This window comes from Jiangella alkaliphila (assembly GCF_900105925.1).
Lineage (GTDB): Bacteria > Actinomycetota > Actinomycetes > Jiangellales > Jiangellaceae > Jiangella > Jiangella alkaliphila.
Genome location: NZ_LT629791.1, coordinates 6,996,147 through 7,014,593, shown reverse-complemented (window position 1 = coordinate 7,014,593; position 18,447 = coordinate 6,996,147). Strand labels below are relative to the sequence as shown.

The window sequence follows — 18,447 nt, the reverse complement described above, 5'->3', positions numbered from 1 at the left end:
ACACAGTACGCGCGAAACCGCCCCCCGGACCTGGCTCCGGGGAACCTCTATGGTTGTCGCCGTGGTGGAGATCTCGCAGACGCTCGATCGCGGCCTTCGTCTGCTCGAGGTCCTGTCCGGATCGAGCGAGGGGCTCACCGTCGCCGAGGCGTCGAGCGTCCTGGGCGTCAACCGCACCATCGTCTACCGGCTGCTCGCGACGCTGGAGCAGCACGGCCTGGTGCGCCGGGTCGCCGGCGGCCGGTTCAGCGTCGGGTTCGGGGTATTGACGCTGGCCGGCAGCGTGCAGCCGTCGCTGCGTCAGGTGGCGCAGCCGGTGCTGCGGGCGCTGGCCGAGGACGTCGGCGCGACGGCCCACCTGACCATCGCCGACGGCGCCGAGGCGCTGGCCGTCGCCGTGGTCGAGCCGACCCGCACCGACTACCACGTCGCCTATCGCGTCGGCTCGCGTCACCCGCTGGAACGCGGCGCCGCCGGCCGGGCCGTCCTCGCCGGGCGGGAGGGTTCGCGCGACTTCGTCAGCACGACCGGCGAGCTGCAGACCGGCGCCAGCGGCATCGCCGCGCCCGTGCTCGGCGTGCCCGGCGTCGAGGCCAGCGTCGGCGTCATCGCGCTCGGGGCGCTGCCGGACGCCACCGTCGGGCCGCGGGTCGTCGCGGCGGCTGCCCAGCTGCGGGCTCGGCTCGGCTGACCCGGGAGACACACCCTAGCCCTCGACGATGACCTCGATCTCGTTCGAGACCATCTCCGCGTCGTCGACGTTGACGACGCGGAACAGGTTCGGGCCGGGCGCGTCGGTGGCGACGGAGCCGCTGAACGTGCCGTCGTCGCGGGTGGTCAGCGTGATGGGCCGGCTGGCCGGGTAGTCCTGCCACTCGCCGTCGCCGACCTTGTGCTGCAGTGACACCTCGATGCCACCCTCGACCGGCGCGAGCGAGCCGGCCAGCGCGATCAGGTCGTTCGGGGCGACCTCGACCGGGTCGGCGCTGAGCGTCAGGCCCTCCTCGGGGACCGGTTCGCCCGGCGCCGACGTGCCGGGGTCGGAGCTGCGCGCGTCGCCCGGCTCGCCGTCGTCGTCGGCGCGGGAGCCGAACCAGCCGCCCGCGGCGAACCCGATCACCGCGGCGACGACGAGGCAGGTCGCCAGCGCCCCGGCGGTCGCCTGGCCCGGCGGTGGTCCGCCGCCGGTGCGACGAGGCGCGGTGCGGGTGGTCGGGCGTCCGGTGCGGCCGGTCCGGTCCGTCCCGGGGCTCCGGTCCGCTTCGCGGTCGTCGATGTCGTCGTCGGCGGAGGTCGAAGGCGCGTGCCGGGCCTCGGGTGCCCCAGGGCCGAACGCGGCGGCGAAGCCGGGGCCGGGCTCGTAGACCGCGGTCTCGGGTGCTTTGGCGGTCGCGGCCGCGGCGGCCGTGGCGGGGCTGGGGTCGGACGCGGCCCGGCGGCTGCCGGCGCGACGGCCGCCGGCGGACCTCGATCCGCCCCGCGCCGACGGTTTGTTCGACGCGGCTTCGTCGGCCTCGTCCGGGTTGAAGTCGGCCCAGAACGCGGTGTGGGCGTCGGGGTCAGGGGTCGCAGCGGCGGCCGCACGGACGGTGGGGCCGGCGGGCTGATCCGGTTCGGGTCCGGCTCCGGCTCCGAGCGGGTCGTTCTCATCGATCCTGGCGTGCCCCGACGTCGGCCGTCGCCCCTGCCGTTGCCCGGCGTCGGGGCGGCCGGACGTGGACCCGCGGCCGTGTTGAGGCGCGGCCTCGGTCGCCGCATCGGGCGTCCGTGTGCCGCCGGGCTCGGGGACGTCGATGCGCCCGGTGCGGGACCGCCGGCCAGGCTGTGGCGCGGCACTCGGGGACGCACCGGCCTCGGGGGCGGCCGTCTCGACGGGACCGGAGCGGGACCGCCGGCCGGACTGCGGCGCGGCGCCCGCCGACTCGCCGGCCTCGGGGGCGGTGGTCCGGCTCGAGCCGGACCGGTGGCTGGGCTGCGGGGCGGCCTCGGTCGCCGCCTCGGGCGTCCGTGCGCCGGACTCGGGCACGTCGATGCGCCCGGTACGGGACCGCCGCCCCGGCTGTGGCGCGGCGCTCGGGGACGCACCGGCCTCTGCGGCGGCCGTCTCGACCGGACCGGAGCGGGACCGCCGGCCGGGCGGCGACGCAGCATCGGGCGGCGGAGCAATCGGGCGGCTGTGCTTGGAAGCGCGGCCGGACCCGGAACCGGATCCAGAACCGCGCCCAGCATCCCGGTCAGGCTCGGCGCCGGGCCAGAGCGGCCCGCCGAGGTCGTCGCCAGGAGCGGCCGAACCGCCGCCCAGCGGGGACAGCAGCGGCCCGGTCTCGTCGGGCGCGACGGTCGAAGACTCCAGCCAGGAGGCGATGCCGAGGTCGTCGTCAGCCGAGGCGCCGGCGCCGTCGTCCACCGAGTCGGACCGCCCGTCCGCGCCGTCGCCGGTACCGCGGCCCGCCGGGCGGCGGCCGCCGGCGGCGTGCTTGGCGGCACGCGCATCGCCTGAGGCTGGTCGGGACATCGTCGCCTATTGAAGCATCCGTCACCGACGCTCCGCCTCAGCCGACCGTGACCTGGACTTCGTTGGACACGACCGTGTCGTCGTCCTCACGGACGAGGCGGAACGTGTTGGTGCCCTCCTGGCCGGTGGAGGCGTAGGTGCTGAAGGCGCCGTCGGCGTTGGTGACGGGCTGGTTGTTGAGCGGGAACGTCTCCCATTCGCCGCCGTCGACGCTGCGTTCGAGCCGCAGCTGGACGCCCTCTTCGGGCGGGTCGATGGCGCCGCTGAGGTCGATCTGGCCGCCGGAGCTGACCTCGGTCTGCCCGGCGGTCAGCGTGAGCGCGCCGTCGCCGGCGGGGGTCTCGGACTCGGCCGGGCTCTCGCCGTCGCCCGGCGTCTCGCCGACGGGGGTGGTGCCGTCAGAGCCGGACGTCTCGGACCCGGACGGCGTGCTGCCGTCGGCTTGCGAGCCGAAGTAGGCCCCACCGCCGAAGCCGGCGATGGCGGCGATGATGAGGCAGGCGGCGAGCGCGCCGCCCGAAGCTCGACTGGACATCGGAGACATTCAACCCCGACACCCGGGGGGCAGGGCAAGTCGGCAGCGCCGCGACGTTCGATGTGACCAGGTGTGATGTCCAGTGTGACGACGCCGACAGGTACAGACCGCTTCCGGACGGGTACCGTGCCGACAGGCGGACCAGCCGGGAGGGATCGATGAGTCAGACGCCGGATGTCGTCGTGGTCGGTGGTGGGCCGGCCGGTCTGCTGCTCGCGGGCGACCTCGCCGCCGCTGGGATCTCCTGCACCCTGCTCGAACAGCGCACCGGCCGATCGCCGCTGACCCGCGCGTTCGCCGTCCACGCCCGCACCCTGGAGATGTTCGACGCGCGCGGCATCGCCGAGCGGGTCATCGAGACCGGACAGCGGGTGGCGGCGCTCAGCCTGTTCGGCACCATCGAGGTCGATCTGTCCGACCTCCCGACCCGCTTCCCGTTCGTCCTCGTCACGCCGCAGTACAACGTCGAGGACGTGCTGGCGGAGCGGGCCCGCGAGGCCGGCGCGACGCTCGTCGAGGGCGCCGAGGTCACCGGTCTGGTCCAGGACGGCGACGGCGTCACGGTGCGGGTGTCCGGCGACGGCGGACGGCGCGAGCTGCGCGCCGCCTACGCGGTCGGCGCCGACGGCGTGCGCAGCACGGTCCGCGAGGCGCTCGGGCTGCCGTTCCCCGGCGAGGCGGTCGTCGAGTCGGTGATGCTGGCCGACGTCCGGCTGACGGAGCCGCCCGACGAGGTGCTCGTGGCCAACGCCAACGACGACGGGTTCGCGTTCGTCGCCCCGTACGGCGACGGCTGGTTCCGCGTCATCGCGTGGGACCGCAAGCTGCAACGACCCGACGACGACCCCGTCGACCTCGACGAGGTCCGCGACGTCGCGAGCCGCGTGCTCGGCACCGACTTCGGCATGCACGACGCCCGCTGGCTGTCGCGGTTCCACAGCGACGAGCGGCTGGTCCCGAGCTACCGCGAGGGCCGGACGTTCCTGGCCGGCGACGCCGCGCACGTGCACTCGCCGGCCGGCGGCCAGGGCATGAACACCGGCCTGCAGGACTCCGCGAACCTCAGCTGGAAGCTCGCCGCACAGCTGCACGGCTGGGCGCCGCCCGGGCTCCTGGACAGCTACGACACCGAGCGCCGCGCCGTCGGGGCCAGCGTCGTGCAGGGGAGCGGGACGTTGCTGCGCATGGCGCTGACGGGGTCGGCGGCGCTGCGCGCGGTCCGCAACGTCGCCGGCGCGGTGGCCGCCAGCATCGGCCCGGTGCAGCGCAAGGCCGGCGAATTCGTGTCCGGGCTGGCCATCGGCTACGGCCGTTCCCGCGGCGACCACCCGCTGGTCGGCAAGCGCGTCCCCGACGTCGCCGTCATCACCGACTCCGGCACGAAGACCCGGCTCTACGAGACGCTGCGGGCCGGCCGGTTCGTCCTGCTCACCGGTCAGGACCACCACGGCCTGGTCGACCCGTGGGCCGGCCGCGTCGACCTCGTCACGACGGCGGACCGTTCGCACGGCCTCACGCTGGTCCGCCCCGACGGTTACGTCGCCTGGGCCACCGACGCCCGGCCGATGATCCGCCGCGACGCCGCACTGCGCGCCGCCCTCATCGCCTGGGCCGGCGACCCCGTCCCATGATCATGGCGTGACGGCGGACGCGACCAGCGGGAGGATCCGCGGCGCGACGACGGTCGAGAGCGCGATCAGCGTCGACGTCCGGACGATGTCGTCGTCGCCCACGAGGTCGTCGATGACCCGCTGCAGGTCGTCGTTGTCGCGGGCCACGATGCGGCAGAGCAGGTCGCCCTGGCCGGTGATGGTGTGCACCTCCAGGACCTCGGGGATCCGGCTCAGGTGCGCCGCGACGGACTCGCGGGCGCCCTGGCGGATGTCGAGCGAGGCGAACGCCGTCACCCGGAACCCGAGCGCTGCCGGGTCGACCGTCGGCGCGAAGGTGGCGATCACGCCGGTCTCGCGCAGCCGGTCCAGCCGCGCCTGCACCGTCCCGCGGGCCACCTGGAGCCGTCGCGACGCCTCCAGCACGCCGATGCGCGGCTCGCGGGTGAACAGCTCGAGGATGCGGGCGTCGAGGCCGTCGATCATGCGTCCTCCAGGCTGGACAATCTGCACAGCGAATCGTCGGTGACGGTGGCCACACCGTACACCGTGATCAGAGTGGCGCGGACCACTTGCTCACCGTGCGGCCGCCCCGGCAGAGTCCTGTCATGACGGCCACCGATCACACCCTGACGCCCGAAGAACGCGACGCCGACCTCGATCTCGAGCAGCTCAAGCAGCTCGTCGGACTGGTCGAGTACGACGAGAGCAAGGACCCGTTCCCGGTCACGGCGATGGACGCGGTGGTCTTCGTCGCGGGCAACGCCACGCAGGCGGCGCACTTCTACCAGTCGGCGTTCGGCATGCAGCTGGTCGCGTACTCCGGGCCCGAGACCGGCAACCGCGACCACAAGGCGTTCGTGCTGCGCAGCGGCTCGGCCCGGTTCGTCCTCAAGGGCGGTGTCGCGCCTGACAGCCCGCTGCTCGACCACCACCGCCGGCACGGCGACGGCGTCGTCGACCTCGCGCTGGAGGTGCCCGACGTCGACAAGTGCGTCGAGCACGCCCGGGCCCAGGGCGCCACCGTCCTGGAGGAGCCGCACGACGTCACCGACGAGCACGGCACCGTCCGCATGGCCGCCATCGCGACGTACGGCGAGACCCGCCACTCGCTGGTCGACCGGTCGCGCTACACCGGCCCCTACCTGCCCGGCTACGTCGCCCGCAGCTCTACCCACGTCAAGCGCGACGGCGCGCCGAAGCGGCTGTTCCAGGCCGTCGACCACTGCGTCGGCAACGTCGAGCTGGGCAAGATGGACTACTGGGTCGACTGGTACCGCAAGGTCATGGGCTTCGTGAACATGGCCGAGTTCGTCGGCGACGACATCGCCACCGAGTACTCCGCGCTGATGTCGAAGGTCGTCGCCAACGGCAACCACCGGGTGAAGTTCCCGCTCAACGAGCCGGCCGTCGCGAAGAAGAAGTCGCAGATCGACGAGTACCTGGAGTTCTACGGCGAGGCCGGCTGCCAGCACATCGCGCTGGCCACCAACGACATCCTGCGCACCGTCGACCTCATGCGCGCCGAGGGCGTCGAGTTCCTGGACACCCCCGACGCCTACTACGACGATCCCGAGCTGCGGGCCCGCATCGGCACCGTCCGCGTCCCCGTGGAGGAGCTGAAGAAGCGCGGCATCCTGGTCGACCGCGACGAGGACGGCTACCTGCTGCAGATCTTCACCAAGCCGATCGGCGACCGCCCGACGGTGTTCTACGAGATGATCGAGCGGCACGGCTCGCTGGGCTTCGGCAAGGGCAACTTCAAGGCGCTGTTCGAGTCGATCGAGCGCGAGCAGGAGCGCCGCGGGAACCTCTGATCTCGCTCGTCTGCACCAGCCCGTGCACGAAGCGGGCCAGTCGCGCCTGGCCGGTGGGCGTCGTGAACGCGACGTGCCACCGGCTCGGCGCGTCGCCCTCGAGGTGCTTCACGTCGGCATAGGTCCGCTCGACGTCGCCGATGACACACGACCACGGCTCGAGGTCGCCGTCGGCGGGTAGCTCGGGGACCGCGCCGCCCCGCTCGCGGGCCAGCCAGCCGTTGACGACACTGCCGGTGGCGCCGGCCAGCACCTCCCAGCGCAGCTCCGGCCAGAGCGGCAGGTACCAGTGGAACAGCCGGCACTTCACGTCGCCGATGGTCACGTCGCTCTCGCCGACCGGCGCGCCGAGCACGATGCGGTAGCGGTCCAGCCCACGCGGCGCCGTCCGGGACCGCTCCGTCCGCTGCCAGAACGCGTTCGCCGCCCGGGCCTCGGCCTGGGTGACGCCGAGCCGCTCCCAGGTCGCCTCGACCAGCTCGGGCTGGAAGTCCTGCATCCGCCGCAGAAGGACCAGCTGGAACTCGGTGACCCCGAACCCGCTCAAGCCTCCTGGCCTCATCGACTCAGTCTGTCAGCCGGGACCGACAGCCGGGCGCTCGTCGGGGTCGGGGCGGCCGAGCATGCGCTGGGTGATGCCGCGGAGGAAGCGTTCGAGCGGCGCGCCGAAGGGGTCGTCGCGGACGACGTAGGTCCAGGTCGCGGACGGACGGCCGAGGCCGAGCTCGGCGGCGTCGGTGAGGCCGGGGTGGGCGGCCAGGAACTCGTCGGCGTCGTCGTCGGCGCCGGAGAGCAACCCTTCGAACGCCTGGACGGCCTCGGCGTTGAACTCCACGACCGGCGCCTTGCCGGACAGCGAGCGCAGCGGCGTGGCGTCGCGCACCTGCGCCAGATGGGCCAGGTGGTCCGCCCACGCGCGGTCGAGGAAGTACAGCCGCACGCCGCGTTCGGGCTCGGGCTCGGCGAGCAGTTCCTCGCGGCGGGCCAGGACGTGTTCGCGCTGGCGGCGCGGCACGACGGCGTACTCCTGGGTGTTGGCGTAGATCCGCAGCGCCGTGCCCTCGGCCACCCGCTGCGCGTGCTCGGCCTGCGCGCGGCCGCCGGCGGTGGCGACGCGGCCGTCGGCGTCGGCGGAGGGGCGGATGCGGGCGTGCCGCGCGATCAGGTCGTCCTCGAGGCTGGCGAAGAACGCCGAGCCGCCGGGGTCGCCCTGGCGTCCGGCCCGCCCGCGCAGCTGGTCGTCCAGCCGCGCCGCCGCATGGGGCTCGGTCCCGATGACCAGCAGCCCGCCCAGCTCGGCGACGTCGGCCCGCGCGGCCCCGTCGGTGCCGCCCAGCCTGATGTCGACGCCGCGGCCGGCCAGCTGGGTCGAGACGGTGACCGCTCCGCGGCGCCCGGCCTCGGCGATGATCGGCGCCTCGGCCTCGTCGTTCTTCGCGTTCAGCACGACGCACGCGACGTCGGCCGCGGTGAGGAGGGCGGCCAGCTCCTCGCTATCGGCGACGCTGGGCGTGCCGGCGAGGACCGGCCGCCCGGCCGCGTGCGCGGCCGCGATGCGCTCGACGATCGCCCGCAGCTTGTCCGCACGCGTGGCGTAGAGGGCGAGCGGCTCGTCGGTACGGACGCACGGGACGTTCGGCGGGATCACCTCGACCCGGCGGCGGTACATCCGGTCGAACTGCTCGACCGCCGTCGCCGCCGTGCCGGTCATGCCGCAGAGCAGGCCGAACTCCTGCACCAGCTCCGGCGCCGTGATGGAGTCGAGGACCTCGCCGGCCTGGCTGGGCGTCAGCCCCTCCTTCGCCTCGACGGCCGCCTGCAGCCCGTCGGGCCACCGCTGCAGACTGGCGACCCGGCCCTTGGCGGCGTCGACGAGCTGGACGGCGCCGTCGCGGACCAGGTAGTCGACGTCGCGGGTCAGCAGCGCTTCGGCGTGGACGGCCAGGTTGGCCCGCGTGAGGGTGCCGCCGCCGTCGGACTCGGAGTACAGGTCGACGCCGAAGGTCCGCTCGATCAGCTCCTCGCCCGCCGGGGTGAAGGTGACGCCGTAGCCGTCGGCGCTCACCGCGTAGTGGGTGCCCGGCTTCATCGAGGCGACCAGCGCCGCCATCGTGGTGTCGGGCTCGGCGTCGTCGACGGCGCCGGCGAGGACGAGCGGCAGCCGGGCCTGGTCGATGAGCACCGAGTCGGCCTCGTCGACGATGACGACCTCGCGCCGGTCGCGGACCCGCTCGGCCTCGTCGTGGACCAGGCGGTCGCGCAGCGTGTCGAAGCCCAACTCGCTCGCCGCGACATAGGTGACGTCGGCGGCATAGGCGGCCCGCCGGTCCTCGGCGCCGGACGCGGCGTCGACCCAGGCCACGTCCACCCCGGCCGCGTCGTACAGCGGCCGCATCCAGGTGGCGTCGCGGCGGGCCAGGTAGTCGTTGGCGGCCAGGACGGTGACGTGCAGCCCGCGGGCGCTGGACAGCACGGCGGCGAGCGCGCCGACCAGCGTCTTGCCCTCACCGGTGTCGAGCTGCACGATCCGGCCGTCGAGCAGGCCCAGGACGGCGAGCAGCTGGTTGTCGTGGGCGCGCTCGCCGATCGCCCGCCGCCCGATCTCGCGCACGAGGGCGAGGCCTGCCGCGGGGTCGCCGTCGGCGCGCAGTCGCTCGGGCAGCTCGTCGTCGGGGACGGACGCCAACGCCGGCACGCCCTTCGCCGCGCGCGCCACCGTCCGCCGCGCTGCGCCGTCAGGAACGAGCGGCCGGACACCGAGGAACCCCGCGACACGCGCGCGCACACTCACGAACCCCCACCCTATGTCCTCGGCGGGGGCGTTCCCTTTTGCCCCGATGTCCGGCAGGCTGCGGTGATCACACGTCGTCCAGCCAGGGGGAGCGTCTTCGATGAGATCTCGTGTCAGGTCCGGCGTCGTCGCGGCGATCGCCGTAGGGCTGCTGGCAGCCGCCGTCGTCCCAGCGGGAGCGGCGCAGGGGCAGTCGTCCAGGCCGGCGCCGGGTGGGTCGGGCGCCGGCGACGCCTACTTCCCGTTCGCCGGGAACAGCGGCTATGACGCCGTGCACTACGACCTCGACGTGCGCTACCAGCCGCCGGCGCCGGCGCCCGCACCGCTGACCGGGCGGCTTGACGCCGTCGCGACCGTCACGATCGTGCCGACGCGGCATCTGACCAGCTTCAACCTGGACCTGCGCGGCCTCGACGTCGAGTCGGTCATCGTCAAGAACCGGCCGGCGGAGTTCACCCGCGAGGGCGACGAGCTGATCGTCACCCCGAAGACGATCCTGCCGCGCGGCAAGGCCGTGGACGTCGTCGTGACGTACGGGGGCGCGACCGGGCGGCCGGTCGACATCGAGGGAGCGCTCTACGGCTGGGTGACGACCCGCGACGGCGCCATGGTGGCGAGCGAGCCGGACGGCTCGATGACGTGGTTCCCGGTCAGCGACCACCCGACGGACAAGGCCACCTACGAGGTCGCCGTCGCCGTGCCGGCGGGGCTGGTCGCGGTCGGCAACGGCGACCTCGTCGGGTCCGCGACGGCGGGCGGCTGGACGACGTGGGAGTGGGCGTCGCGCGAGCCGATGGCCAGCTACCTGGTGACGGCGTCGGTCGGCAACTACGAGCTGCGCCAGACGACGACCCCGGGCGGGCTGCCGCTGATCGACGCGATCGACCGCGACCTCGCGCCGGCGGCGTCGGCCGGCCTCGCGCAGACCGCCGAGATGATCGCGCTCTTCGAGACCGAGTTCGGGCCGTACCCGTTCTCGTCGTACGGCGCCATCGTCGACGACGACAGCGTCGGCTACGCGCTGGAGACGCAGACCCGGCCGATCTACTCCCGGAACGCGTCGGAGGGCACCGTCGCGCACGAGCTGGCGCACCAGTGGCTCGGCAACTCCGTGAGTCCCGCTCGCTGGCAGGACATCTGGCTGAACGAGGGCTGGGCGAGCTACGCCGAGTGGCTGTGGTCCGAGCACGACGGCCGCACCACCGCGGCGGAGAACTTCGCCGACGTCATGGCGATACCCGCGACCAGCTCGTTCTGGCAGACGGTGATCGCCGATCCGGGTCCGCTCGGGCTGTTCGCCGGCGCCGTCTACGACCGGGGCGCGGCGACGCTGTACGCGCTGCGGCTGGAGATCGGCGAGGACGCGTTCGGCGCGCTCTCGCGGGAGTGGCCGGCTCGGTACAAGGACTCGGCGGCGACGACGGACGACTTCCAGGCGCTGGCCGAGGAGCTGTCCGGCCAGGACCTGGAGGAGTTCTTCGACGTCTGGGTGTGGACGGCGGGCAAGCCGGCTGTTCCCTGAGCGGTTCATCGGCGGTTTGCGTTATCATCGTCGTGTGACGATGAATAAGACGTCAGTCGACGCGGCGGCGGTGCGGCTGTTCCACAGCCTCGCCGACCCCGCGCGGCTGGAGATCGTGCGGTTGCTCGGCCACGGCGAGCGGCGGGTGGTGGACCTCACCGCCGAGCTCGGCCTGGCCCAGTCGACGGTCTCGGGTCACCTGGCCAGCCTGCGCACCGCCGGGCTGGTCGAGCCGCACCCGCACGGCCGGTCGACGTTCTACGCACTGGTCCGGCCCGAGCTGTGGGCGATGCTGGCCGCCGCTGAGGACGTCCTCGCGGCGGCCGGGTCGCCGTCGCGCTTGCGGCCGGACGGCGTGGCCGGCGGCACGGGGCACGGCCCGCACGCCGACGGGCACCGGGCCCGGCCCGACGCCGACGCGCCCGCGACCAGACCGGGGCAGGTGCACTGATGGGTGCCGGGCACGGGCACGGACTGCCGCAGGGCGCCACCGCGTCGTACGCGTACCGGCGGCGCATGCAATGGGTGCTGGTCATCATCGGCGTGGTGCTGGCGGTCGAGGTCGCCGGCGCGCTGTGGTCCGGGTCGCTGGCGCTGCTGGCCGACGCCGGGCACATGCTGGCCGACGGGCTGGGCGTCGCGCTGGCGCTGCTGGCCACCGCCATCGCGACCAAGCCGGCGAACACGGCGCGGACGTTCGGCTGGCAGCGGGCGGAGATCCTGGCGGCGCTGACCAACGGCGTCGTCGTCGGCGTGATCGGCGTGCTCGCGATCGTCGGAGGCGTCCGGCGGCTCGGCGACCCCGGCGAGATCGAGACCGGCATCATGCTGGCCGTCGCCGTCGTCGGCCTGCTCGCGAACGCCGGCGCGCTGCTGCTCCTGCGGTCCGGCCAGCGCGCGAGCCTGAACGTGCGCGGCGCTTACCTCGAGGTGGTCGGCGACACGCTGGGCTCGCTCGCCGTCGTCGTGGCGGCCGTGGTGATCATGACGACCGGCTGGGTCCGCGCCGACGCGGTGGCGTCGATGCTCATCGGCGTGCTGATCCTGCCGCGTGCATGGCTGCTGCTGCGCGACGTGCTCCACGTCCTCCTCGAGGCCACCCCCAAGGGCGTCGACCTCGAGGACGTCCGCCGCCACATCCTCGAGATTCCCGGCGTCGTCGACGTGCACGACCTGCACGCATGGACGATCACCAGCGGCGTGCCCGTGCTGTCCGCGCACGTCGTCATCGCGGAGGCTGCCGAGCCCGGCTGCGGCGCCGACTCCGTCCTCGACGGCCTGCACGCCTGCCTGGCCGGTCACTTCGACATCGAGCACAGCACGTTCCAGATCGAGCCGGAGGGCCACTCCGAACACGAGCACGCCGGCCACGCCTGACCCCGTCCCCCATGATCATCAAAGTTTCGGTGCGTCCTGGCGCAATGCCGTTAAGTTAGGGCGGTTTTGCTGGCCCGGCGAACTTTGATCTTGTGGGTGGCGTGGCTGGGTGGGCGGGTCTGGTCTCGTCGTTTGGCTTTGAAGGTGTTCCGGGGTGGTTTCTTGACGCGCTGCGTGACGCGGGCTCGTCGTGGCGGGTTGAGGTCGCTGCTGATGGCGGCGATGGCCAGGACGCGCGTGTTCTGGTCGAGTCGGCCGGCGGTGATGGTGTCTCGGGTGACGCGGATGGTGATGGTGAAGGAGATCCGGCGCGGGTCCACGCCGACGGTGTCCGCGGCGTCGGTTCTCAGGGTGCAGAGGGCTTGGTAGGTGACGAGCAGGGCGTAGATCTCCTGATCGACGAGGTCGGGTGACTTCGAGCGCAGGATGAACCCGGCGCCACGCAGTCGGGTCTTGAGTTCCTGGTAGCTGTTCTCCGATTCCCACCGCTGGTGGTAGGCCTCGGCGACGGCTCGGGCGGGCGCCTCGGCCGGGTCGAGCAGGGTGGTGACGAGCCTGATATCGCTGATGGTGACGGTATCGCCGACGTGGGTGGTGACTCGGTAGTCGACGATACGCACCGGGTGCCGGGCATCGGAGGCTCCGGCCAGCCCCGCCGGGCGGCGGTGCGCCAGCGCTTCTTGTAGCGTTGCGCGGTGATCACTGACAGGTAGGAGCCGTCGTCGAGGATCTTCATGGCGGGGAAGTCGGCGTTGCCCTTGATCCGCCAGATCAGGTCCGCGCCGGTGCTGGTGGCGATCTGGGCGAACAACCGGTGACCGAAGTTGCGGTCGGCGAGCACCAGCATCCCCGGACGCATCGCACCGATCAGCCGCTGGGTCAGTTCCTGCTCGCTGTGCCGGCACGCGTCGAACACCGCGTCGATGATCGCGTGGGTGGCGCATTCGATCAGCGCGACCAGCCGCACCTGTGCGAACCCCGAGGGCGTGCCGATGTGGCCGAACGCGGCCACGTTGGCCGCGGTGTCGGCCAGGTCCAGGGCGGTGCCGTCGAAGGCGACCAGCCGCCGCCCGAACAGCCACGCTCCCGCCGCGTCGGGCGCCGCGCGTGGGCCTCGGACCCGGTCGAACAGCAGCCGCAGCGGCGTGACGCCCAGGCGTTTGCGGGCCTGGCACAGCGCCGACGCGCTCGGCACGACCAGCCCCCGCAGGTACCCGAACGTGCTGGTCAGCCAGCACATCACCATGCGGTATCCCGGCGGGGAATGCGAGTCGGCGCCGCAGAACACGCATAACCCGAGCACGAAGACCATCACCGTCCGGGCCGGCAACAGCCGCCGCCGCTGCTCGCGCACACCGGCCTGCTCGATCACCTCGTCCAGCAGCTCCGGACAAAGATCACTTTCCAGTGCGCCCAGACTCACCTCGCCCGATCGCCACGTGGCAGACTCAGAACTCACAGGGCCCTCCGGCAGACGATGATCTTCGACAATCACCGTTCTAACGGAGGGCCCTGCCCACGAACCCCACCGACACGCCGCTGACCAGCACAAACCGCCCTAACTTAACGGCATTGCGTCCTGGCGCCCTGTTTCTTTGATGATCATGGGCACTGGGCAGGACGGACCGCAGGACCGGGGGCGTCCGGTCCAGCCGCGGGTTCGTAGGACGCGGGCGTGTTCGGCGGCGACGGTGCAGGGGTTGCCGAAGATGTCGGCGTGGCCGTAGCGGAGGGTGGCGTGGCCGTCGACGGTGGCGTGGTTGTCGCGGTGGTGGTCGCGGAAGCGGCCTTCGCCGGCGTGGCCGACCCGGCCGTCCAGCTCCACCCGCAGGTGGTGCTCGGGGTAGTCCACGTCGATCCAGATGACCCGGTGGCCGGCGCTGCGGCGTTGGCGGCGGCCGGTGGGCAGGCCGTGGGCGCGTTCGACCCGGCGCAGGTGGCGCAGTTCCAGTGGTGACTGGGCGCCGTCGGCGACGTCGGCGAGCATGGCTTCGATCATGGGTCGCCAGCGGATCTTCTTGCGCCGGCCGAGGGCGTCGGCGAGTCGTTCGGGGGTGGTGAGGCGGCGTTGGCAGGCGGCGGTGACCCAGGTCTCGGCGTCGCGTGGGTGGGTGGCGACGTCGACGAGGTCGAGGACGGTCTCGTCGACCCGGGTGCGTGGTGGTGTCGCGGCCGGGTGGCGGGTCCGCGGCAGCCGGTGGGCGTAGTGGACGCGGACGCCGTCGATCTTGCCGCCGACGTACCGGTCGGCCGGGATGGTCACGTGGATGACCGGGCCGGGGTCGTCGCACAGCCCGTCGAGGTGGGCGGCGGTGCGGTGGCTGGCGACGGCACCGGGGCCGGCGCGCAGGATCGCCGCCCACACCTGGGCCTCGTAAGGAACTGATCCGGTGAACGTCGCGAAGGTATGTGCGTGCACCTGTTGCCAGCGCAGGGACCGGACTAGCCACTTGATCCGATCGACCGTGAACCCCGCGGCCAGCGCCTGGGCACGGCTGACCACACCGCGCTGAGCGGCGAGGAGGTCGTCGAAGTCCACGCCGACCAGCCTGCGTCGGCCGCGGCTGTTTCGCCAGAGGCAGTTTGCTACCTGTGGATAACTCGGGTCATCCAGCGTTCGGGGCGTCCTGGAGCCTGTTGCTGAATGAGGCTCCGTCCAGGCGAGGTGGGGGGAACAACGCGAAAACGGGCTGAAAATAGGCCCAAGTGGAGGGCCCTTGATCAAATGGCGAAAGCCCACCTCGCTGACCAGCGCCTTTGCAGCGGCCAAGTTGCCCCGTGGATGAACATCGTTCTCATCTTTCAAAAAGCAACAGGCTCCCTGGCGCCCCGTTTCTTTGATGATCATGGGGCGGGGGGCGGGGTGATGGTGCCGGTCACCTCGCCCAGGCGTTGGCGGGTTCCGGCCGGGCCTGGCGCTGTCGCTCTGATGGTGACGGTGTCACCGTTCTCCAGGAAGGTGCGCTGGGTTCCGTCGGCCAACCGCACGGGGTCGGCGCCGTTCCAGGTCAGCTCCAGGAAGCAGCCGCTGGCGCCGGGACGGGGCCCGCTGATGGTGCCGGACGCGTAGAGGTCGCCGGTGCGCAGCGACGCGCCGTTGACCGTCAGGTGGGCCAGCTGCTGGGCCGGCGTCCAGTACAGGTCGCGCAGCGGCGGCCGCGAGACGACCGTCCCGTTCCACACCACCTCGAACTCGACGTCCAGGCCGCACGGCTCGCCGTCCTCCAGGTAGGACGCCACCGCAGGCGACCGCGGCGGCGGCGACACCCGGGCGGGCGCCAGCGCGGCCAGCGGCACCACCCACGGCGACACCGACGTCGCGAAGGACTTGCCCAGGAACGGGCCGAGCGGGACGTACTCGAAGGCCTGGATGTCGCGCGCCGACCAGTCGTTGACCAGCACCATCCCGAACACGTGGTCCTCGAAGGCGCCGACCGGCACGCGCGTCCCCAGGGCCGACGGCGTCCCGACGACGAAGCCGGCCTCGGCCTCGATGTCCAGCCGCGCCGACGGCCCGAACGTCACGGACGACCCCGGCCCGCCCGCCCGCCGCTGCCCGGACGGCCGCACGACCGGCGTCCCGGAGACGACGACGGTGCCGGCGCGGCCGTGGTACCCGATCGGCAGGTGCCGCCAGGCCGCCGGCAGGTCGGGGGAGTCGGGCCGGAACAGCTGACCGACGTTCTCGGCGTGGGTCTGCGAGGCGTAGAAGTCGACGTAGTCGGCGACGGTGAACGGCAGCCGCAGCTCGACGTCGCCCAGCGGCACGAGGTGCGGCTCGACCAGCTCGCGGTGCGCCTCCTCGGTGACCAGCTCCAGCACCCAGCCGCGCACCGCGTCCCACGCCCGCCGCCCGGCCGCGAGGAACGGGTTCAGCGTGCTCTGGGCGAACAGGTGCGCGCCGTCCAGCCCTTCGGCGGCGGCCAGCGGCGCGAGGTCGAGCACCCATGGGCCGACGGCGGCGCCCACCCGCGGCTCCTCGCCGGCGGCGGAGAAGGCGCCGTAGGGCAGCGTCCACGCGTCGAAGGGTGCGTCGTCGCCGAGGTCCAGCCAGGTCACCGCGCGACCCGCCCGGGTTCGGCGACCAGCCCGAGGGCGATCAGCTCGGCCAGCGGCTCGGCGATGCTGCACGACCCGTACGACGCGAACCAGCGCCGCACCGACGCGGCCGGCAGCTCGGCGACACCGGCCGCGAGCAGGGCGCCGTCGTCGATCGACAGGGTCGCGGCGACCTCCGCGGCCGGCGCGCCCGCCACGGCACGGCCCACCGCGAGCAGCAGGTTCAGGAAGCCGTGCTCGCCCGGCCGGCGGACGGCGTGGTGCAGCCCGGCGGTGAACTTGAACGGGATGCCGCGGTCGAGGCAGCCGACGACGAACGCCGCCACCTCGTCGTCGGACGGCAGGGCGTCGGCGGTGGCCCCGCCGGTGCGCAGCTTGGCCCGGTACCCGGCGTCGGCGATGACGTCCAGGGCGTCCTCCCACCCGGGCGACCGCGGCACCTCGACGTAGGCCGGCTCCTCGTCGTCGGGGCCGCCGAGCGCGGCGTCGAGCGCGGCCACCGTCCGCCGCGCGTTCTCACCCAGCGGCGACCCGCGCAGCGGCACCTCGACCCCGCGCAGCACCAGCTGCGACTCGTGTGCGACGGCGTCGGCGGCGGCCAGCACGCCGGCCGTCCCGGTGTCGACGACGACCGCCACTCCGACGGGCGTGGGCGACTCGCGCGTCAGCGACGCCAGCGACTCCAGCTCCGACGCCCGGCACAGCAGCGGCCCGACCAGTGCGGAGTACCACGCCGCCAGGTGCTCCGAGTGCGCCGGGACGGCCTCGGCCAGCGGCAGGGAGCCGGGCGGGAACACGGCGGCGTCGTCGACCAGCCGCTCGAACATCGGTGGAATCGTCATCGCCGACCTCGTCCTCCCTTGACACCCGTCGGAGCCATCCTCGACCCTGGTCGATATACGGGCAAGTCCGTCCGATATGCGAACAACGTCGAGAAGGTGACGGAGATGTTCTACCGCAGCATCGGTCAGGTCCCGCCGAAGCGGCACACCCAGTTCCGCCGGCCCGACGGCGGCCTCTACTACGAGGAGCTGATGGGCGAGGAGGGCTTCTCCTCCGACTCGTCGCTGCTGTACCACGAGGGCGTGCCGTCGGCGATCGTCGACTCCCGCATCTGGGAGCTGCCCGATGCGCGCACCGTCGCCAACCACCCGCTCAAGCCGATGCACCTCAAGCCGCACGACCTCTTCCCGGGCAAGGACTGGAAGGCGTTCGACGTCGTCACCGGCCGCCGGCTGCTGCTCGGCAACGGCGACGTCCGCATCGCCTACGTCGCGGCCGGCGAGTCGTCGCCGCTGTACCGCAACGCGATCGGCGACGAGTGCGTGTACGTCGAGGACGGCGAGGCGACGCTGGAGACGATGTTCGGCCTGCTGCACGTGCGCAAGGGCGACTACGCGATCATCCCGCGGGCGACGGTGCACCGCTGGGTCCCGACCGGCGACGGCCCGCTGCGCGCGTACGTCGTCGAGGCGAACTCGCACATCACGCCGCCGAAGCGGTACCTGTCGCGGTTCGGCCAGTTCCTCGAGCACGCGCCGTACTGCGAGCGCGACCTCACCGCGCCGGCCGAGCCGTTCGTCACCGAGGGTACCGACGTCGACGTGTACACGAAGCACCGCGGCCACGGCCCGTCCGGGCTGGTCGGCAGCATCGTGACCTATCCGACGCACCCGTTCGACGTGGTCGGCTGGGACGGCTGCCTGTACCCGTACACGTTCAACGTCGACGACTTCGAGCCGATCACCGGGCGCATCCACCAGCCGCCGCCGGTGCACCAGGTGTTCGAGGGCTACAACTTCGTCATCTGCAACTTCGTGCCGCGCAAGGTCGACTACCACCCGCTGGCCGTGCCGGTGCCGTACTTCCACTCCAACGTCGACTCCGACGAGGTCATGTTCTACTGCGGCGGCGACTACGAGGCGCGCAAGGGCTCCGGCATCGGGCAGGGCTCGATCACGCTGCACCCGGGCGGCCACTCGCACGGCCCGCAGCCGGCCGCGATCGAGCGGGCGCTGGGCAAGGACTACTTCGACGAGCTGGCGGTCATGGTCGACACCTTCCGGCCGCTGGAGATCGGCGAGGCCGGCCAGCAGAGCGACGACGGCGCGTACGCGTGGAGTTGGAGCGGCCGCGGCCCGACGGGTTGACGGTACGCCGCGGCGTCGCTCGGACTTCTGCCTCTTGACGATCAGCCTTTCGCAAGCCTATGGTCGGGAAA

At 73.0% G+C, this 18,447-nt stretch carries 17 protein-coding genes; 7 read left to right on the top strand and 10 right to left on the bottom strand.

Annotated elements, in window-relative coordinates:
- The first annotated feature begins 49 nt into the window (after positions 1-49).
- On the top strand, positions 50-691 hold the full coding sequence (locus BLV05_RS32300) for an IclR family transcriptional regulator (RefSeq protein WP_046771060.1): 642 nt from the start codon (positions 50-52) through the stop codon (positions 689-691).
- 15 nt (positions 692-706) lie between these two features.
- Here BLV05_RS32300 and BLV05_RS32295 read toward each other — a convergent pair whose 3' ends face one another.
- Complete coding sequence (locus tag BLV05_RS32295) at positions 707-2,515, bottom strand: hypothetical protein (protein ID WP_046771059.1); 1,809 nt, start codon at positions 2,513-2,515, stop codon at positions 707-709.
- A 37-nt stretch (positions 2,516-2,552) separates the two neighbouring features.
- Positions 2,553-3,050: a hypothetical protein gene (locus BLV05_RS32290; protein ID WP_046771058.1), complete on the bottom strand. Its 498-nt coding sequence runs from the start codon at positions 3,048-3,050 to the stop codon at positions 2,553-2,555.
- A 158-nt stretch (positions 3,051-3,208) separates the two neighbouring features.
- On the opposite strand from BLV05_RS32290, the gene BLV05_RS32285 reads away from it, so the two are divergent.
- Complete coding sequence (locus BLV05_RS32285) at positions 3,209-4,681, top strand: FAD-dependent oxidoreductase (protein WP_046771057.1); 1,473 nt, start codon at positions 3,209-3,211, stop codon at positions 4,679-4,681.
- Here BLV05_RS32285 and BLV05_RS32280 read toward each other — a convergent pair whose 3' ends face one another.
- A complete protein-coding gene (locus BLV05_RS32280; RefSeq protein ID WP_046771056.1) occupies positions 4,682-5,146 on the bottom strand; it encodes an Lrp/AsnC family transcriptional regulator in 465 nt (154 codons plus the stop codon).
- Positions 5,147-5,268: 122 nt separating this feature from the next.
- Here BLV05_RS32280 and hppD point away from each other — a divergent pair, with 122 nt between their 5' ends.
- Positions 5,269-6,477 carry a 4-hydroxyphenylpyruvate dioxygenase gene (gene hppD / locus BLV05_RS32275; RefSeq protein WP_046771055.1) on the top strand — a complete coding sequence of 403 codons (1,209 nt, stop codon included), beginning with the start codon at positions 5,269-5,271 and terminating at the stop codon, positions 6,475-6,477.
- On the opposite strand, the gene BLV05_RS32270 is transcribed toward hppD, so the two are convergent.
- Together BLV05_RS32270 and BLV05_RS32265 are read right to left on the bottom strand one after the other, a co-directional pair.
- Positions 6,422-7,024, bottom strand: a complete 603-nt coding sequence (locus tag BLV05_RS32270; RefSeq protein ID WP_197683436.1) for a hypothetical protein — start codon at positions 7,022-7,024, stop codon at positions 6,422-6,424. The genes hppD and BLV05_RS32270 overlap by 56 nt on opposite strands.
- A gap of 27 nt (positions 7,025-7,051) precedes the next feature.
- The gene (locus BLV05_RS32265; protein WP_197683435.1) at positions 7,052-9,268 is read right to left on the bottom strand and encodes a preprotein translocase subunit SecA; all 2,217 of its coding nucleotides are present in this window, start codon (positions 9,266-9,268) and stop codon (positions 7,052-7,054) included.
- A 100-nt stretch (positions 9,269-9,368) separates the two neighbouring features.
- Between BLV05_RS32265 and BLV05_RS32260 the strand changes: the two genes are divergently transcribed.
- From BLV05_RS32260 to BLV05_RS32250, 3 genes are read left to right on the top strand one after another with little or no spacing between them, the layout of a single operon-like run.
- A complete protein-coding gene (locus tag BLV05_RS32260) occupies positions 9,369-10,790 on the top strand; it encodes a M1 family metallopeptidase (protein WP_052762851.1) in 1,422 nt (473 codons plus the stop codon).
- Positions 10,791-10,830: 40 nt separating this feature from the next.
- Entirely contained in the window at positions 10,831-11,241 is a 411-nt protein-coding gene (locus BLV05_RS32255; RefSeq protein ID WP_046771053.1) for an ArsR/SmtB family transcription factor, read from the top strand.
- Entirely contained in the window at positions 11,241-12,167 is a 927-nt protein-coding gene (locus tag BLV05_RS32250) for a cation diffusion facilitator family transporter (RefSeq protein ID WP_046771052.1), read from the top strand. The genes BLV05_RS32255 and BLV05_RS32250 overlap by 1 nt, the downstream gene beginning before the upstream one ends.
- 50 nt (positions 12,168-12,217) lie before the next feature.
- Here the strand turns inward: BLV05_RS32250 and BLV05_RS36310 are convergent, their stop codons facing one another.
- From BLV05_RS36310 to BLV05_RS32230, 5 genes are all read right to left on the bottom strand, one after another.
- On the bottom strand, positions 12,218-12,487 hold the full coding sequence (locus BLV05_RS36310) for a hypothetical protein (RefSeq protein ID WP_157524329.1): 270 nt from the start codon (positions 12,485-12,487) through the stop codon (positions 12,218-12,220).
- Between the two features lie 26 nt (positions 12,488-12,513).
- Positions 12,514-13,590, bottom strand: a complete 1,077-nt coding sequence (locus BLV05_RS32245; RefSeq protein WP_172860705.1) for an IS4 family transposase — start codon at positions 13,588-13,590, stop codon at positions 12,514-12,516.
- 135 nt (positions 13,591-13,725) lie between these two features.
- Positions 13,726-14,706 carry a hypothetical protein gene (locus tag BLV05_RS32240; protein WP_083421457.1) on the bottom strand — a complete coding sequence of 327 codons (981 nt, stop codon included), beginning with the start codon at positions 14,704-14,706 and terminating at the stop codon, positions 13,726-13,728.
- Between the two features lie 305 nt (positions 14,707-15,011).
- Positions 15,012-16,226 (bottom strand): fumarylacetoacetase, encoded by a 1,215-nt coding sequence (gene fahA, locus BLV05_RS32235; protein WP_082155197.1) that lies wholly within the window; start codon positions 16,224-16,226, stop codon positions 15,012-15,014.
- The gene (locus tag BLV05_RS32230; RefSeq protein ID WP_046768601.1) at positions 16,223-17,068 is read right to left on the bottom strand and encodes a hypothetical protein; all 846 of its coding nucleotides are present in this window, start codon (positions 17,066-17,068) and stop codon (positions 16,223-16,225) included. The genes fahA and BLV05_RS32230 overlap by 4 nt, the downstream gene beginning before the upstream one ends.
- A gap of 105 nt (positions 17,069-17,173) precedes the next feature.
- On the opposite strand from BLV05_RS32230, the gene BLV05_RS32225 reads away from it, so the two are divergent.
- Complete coding sequence (locus BLV05_RS32225) at positions 17,174-18,376, top strand: homogentisate 1,2-dioxygenase (RefSeq protein ID WP_046768723.1); 1,203 nt, start codon at positions 17,174-17,176, stop codon at positions 18,374-18,376.
- The last annotated feature ends 71 nt before the right edge of the window (positions 18,377-18,447 follow it).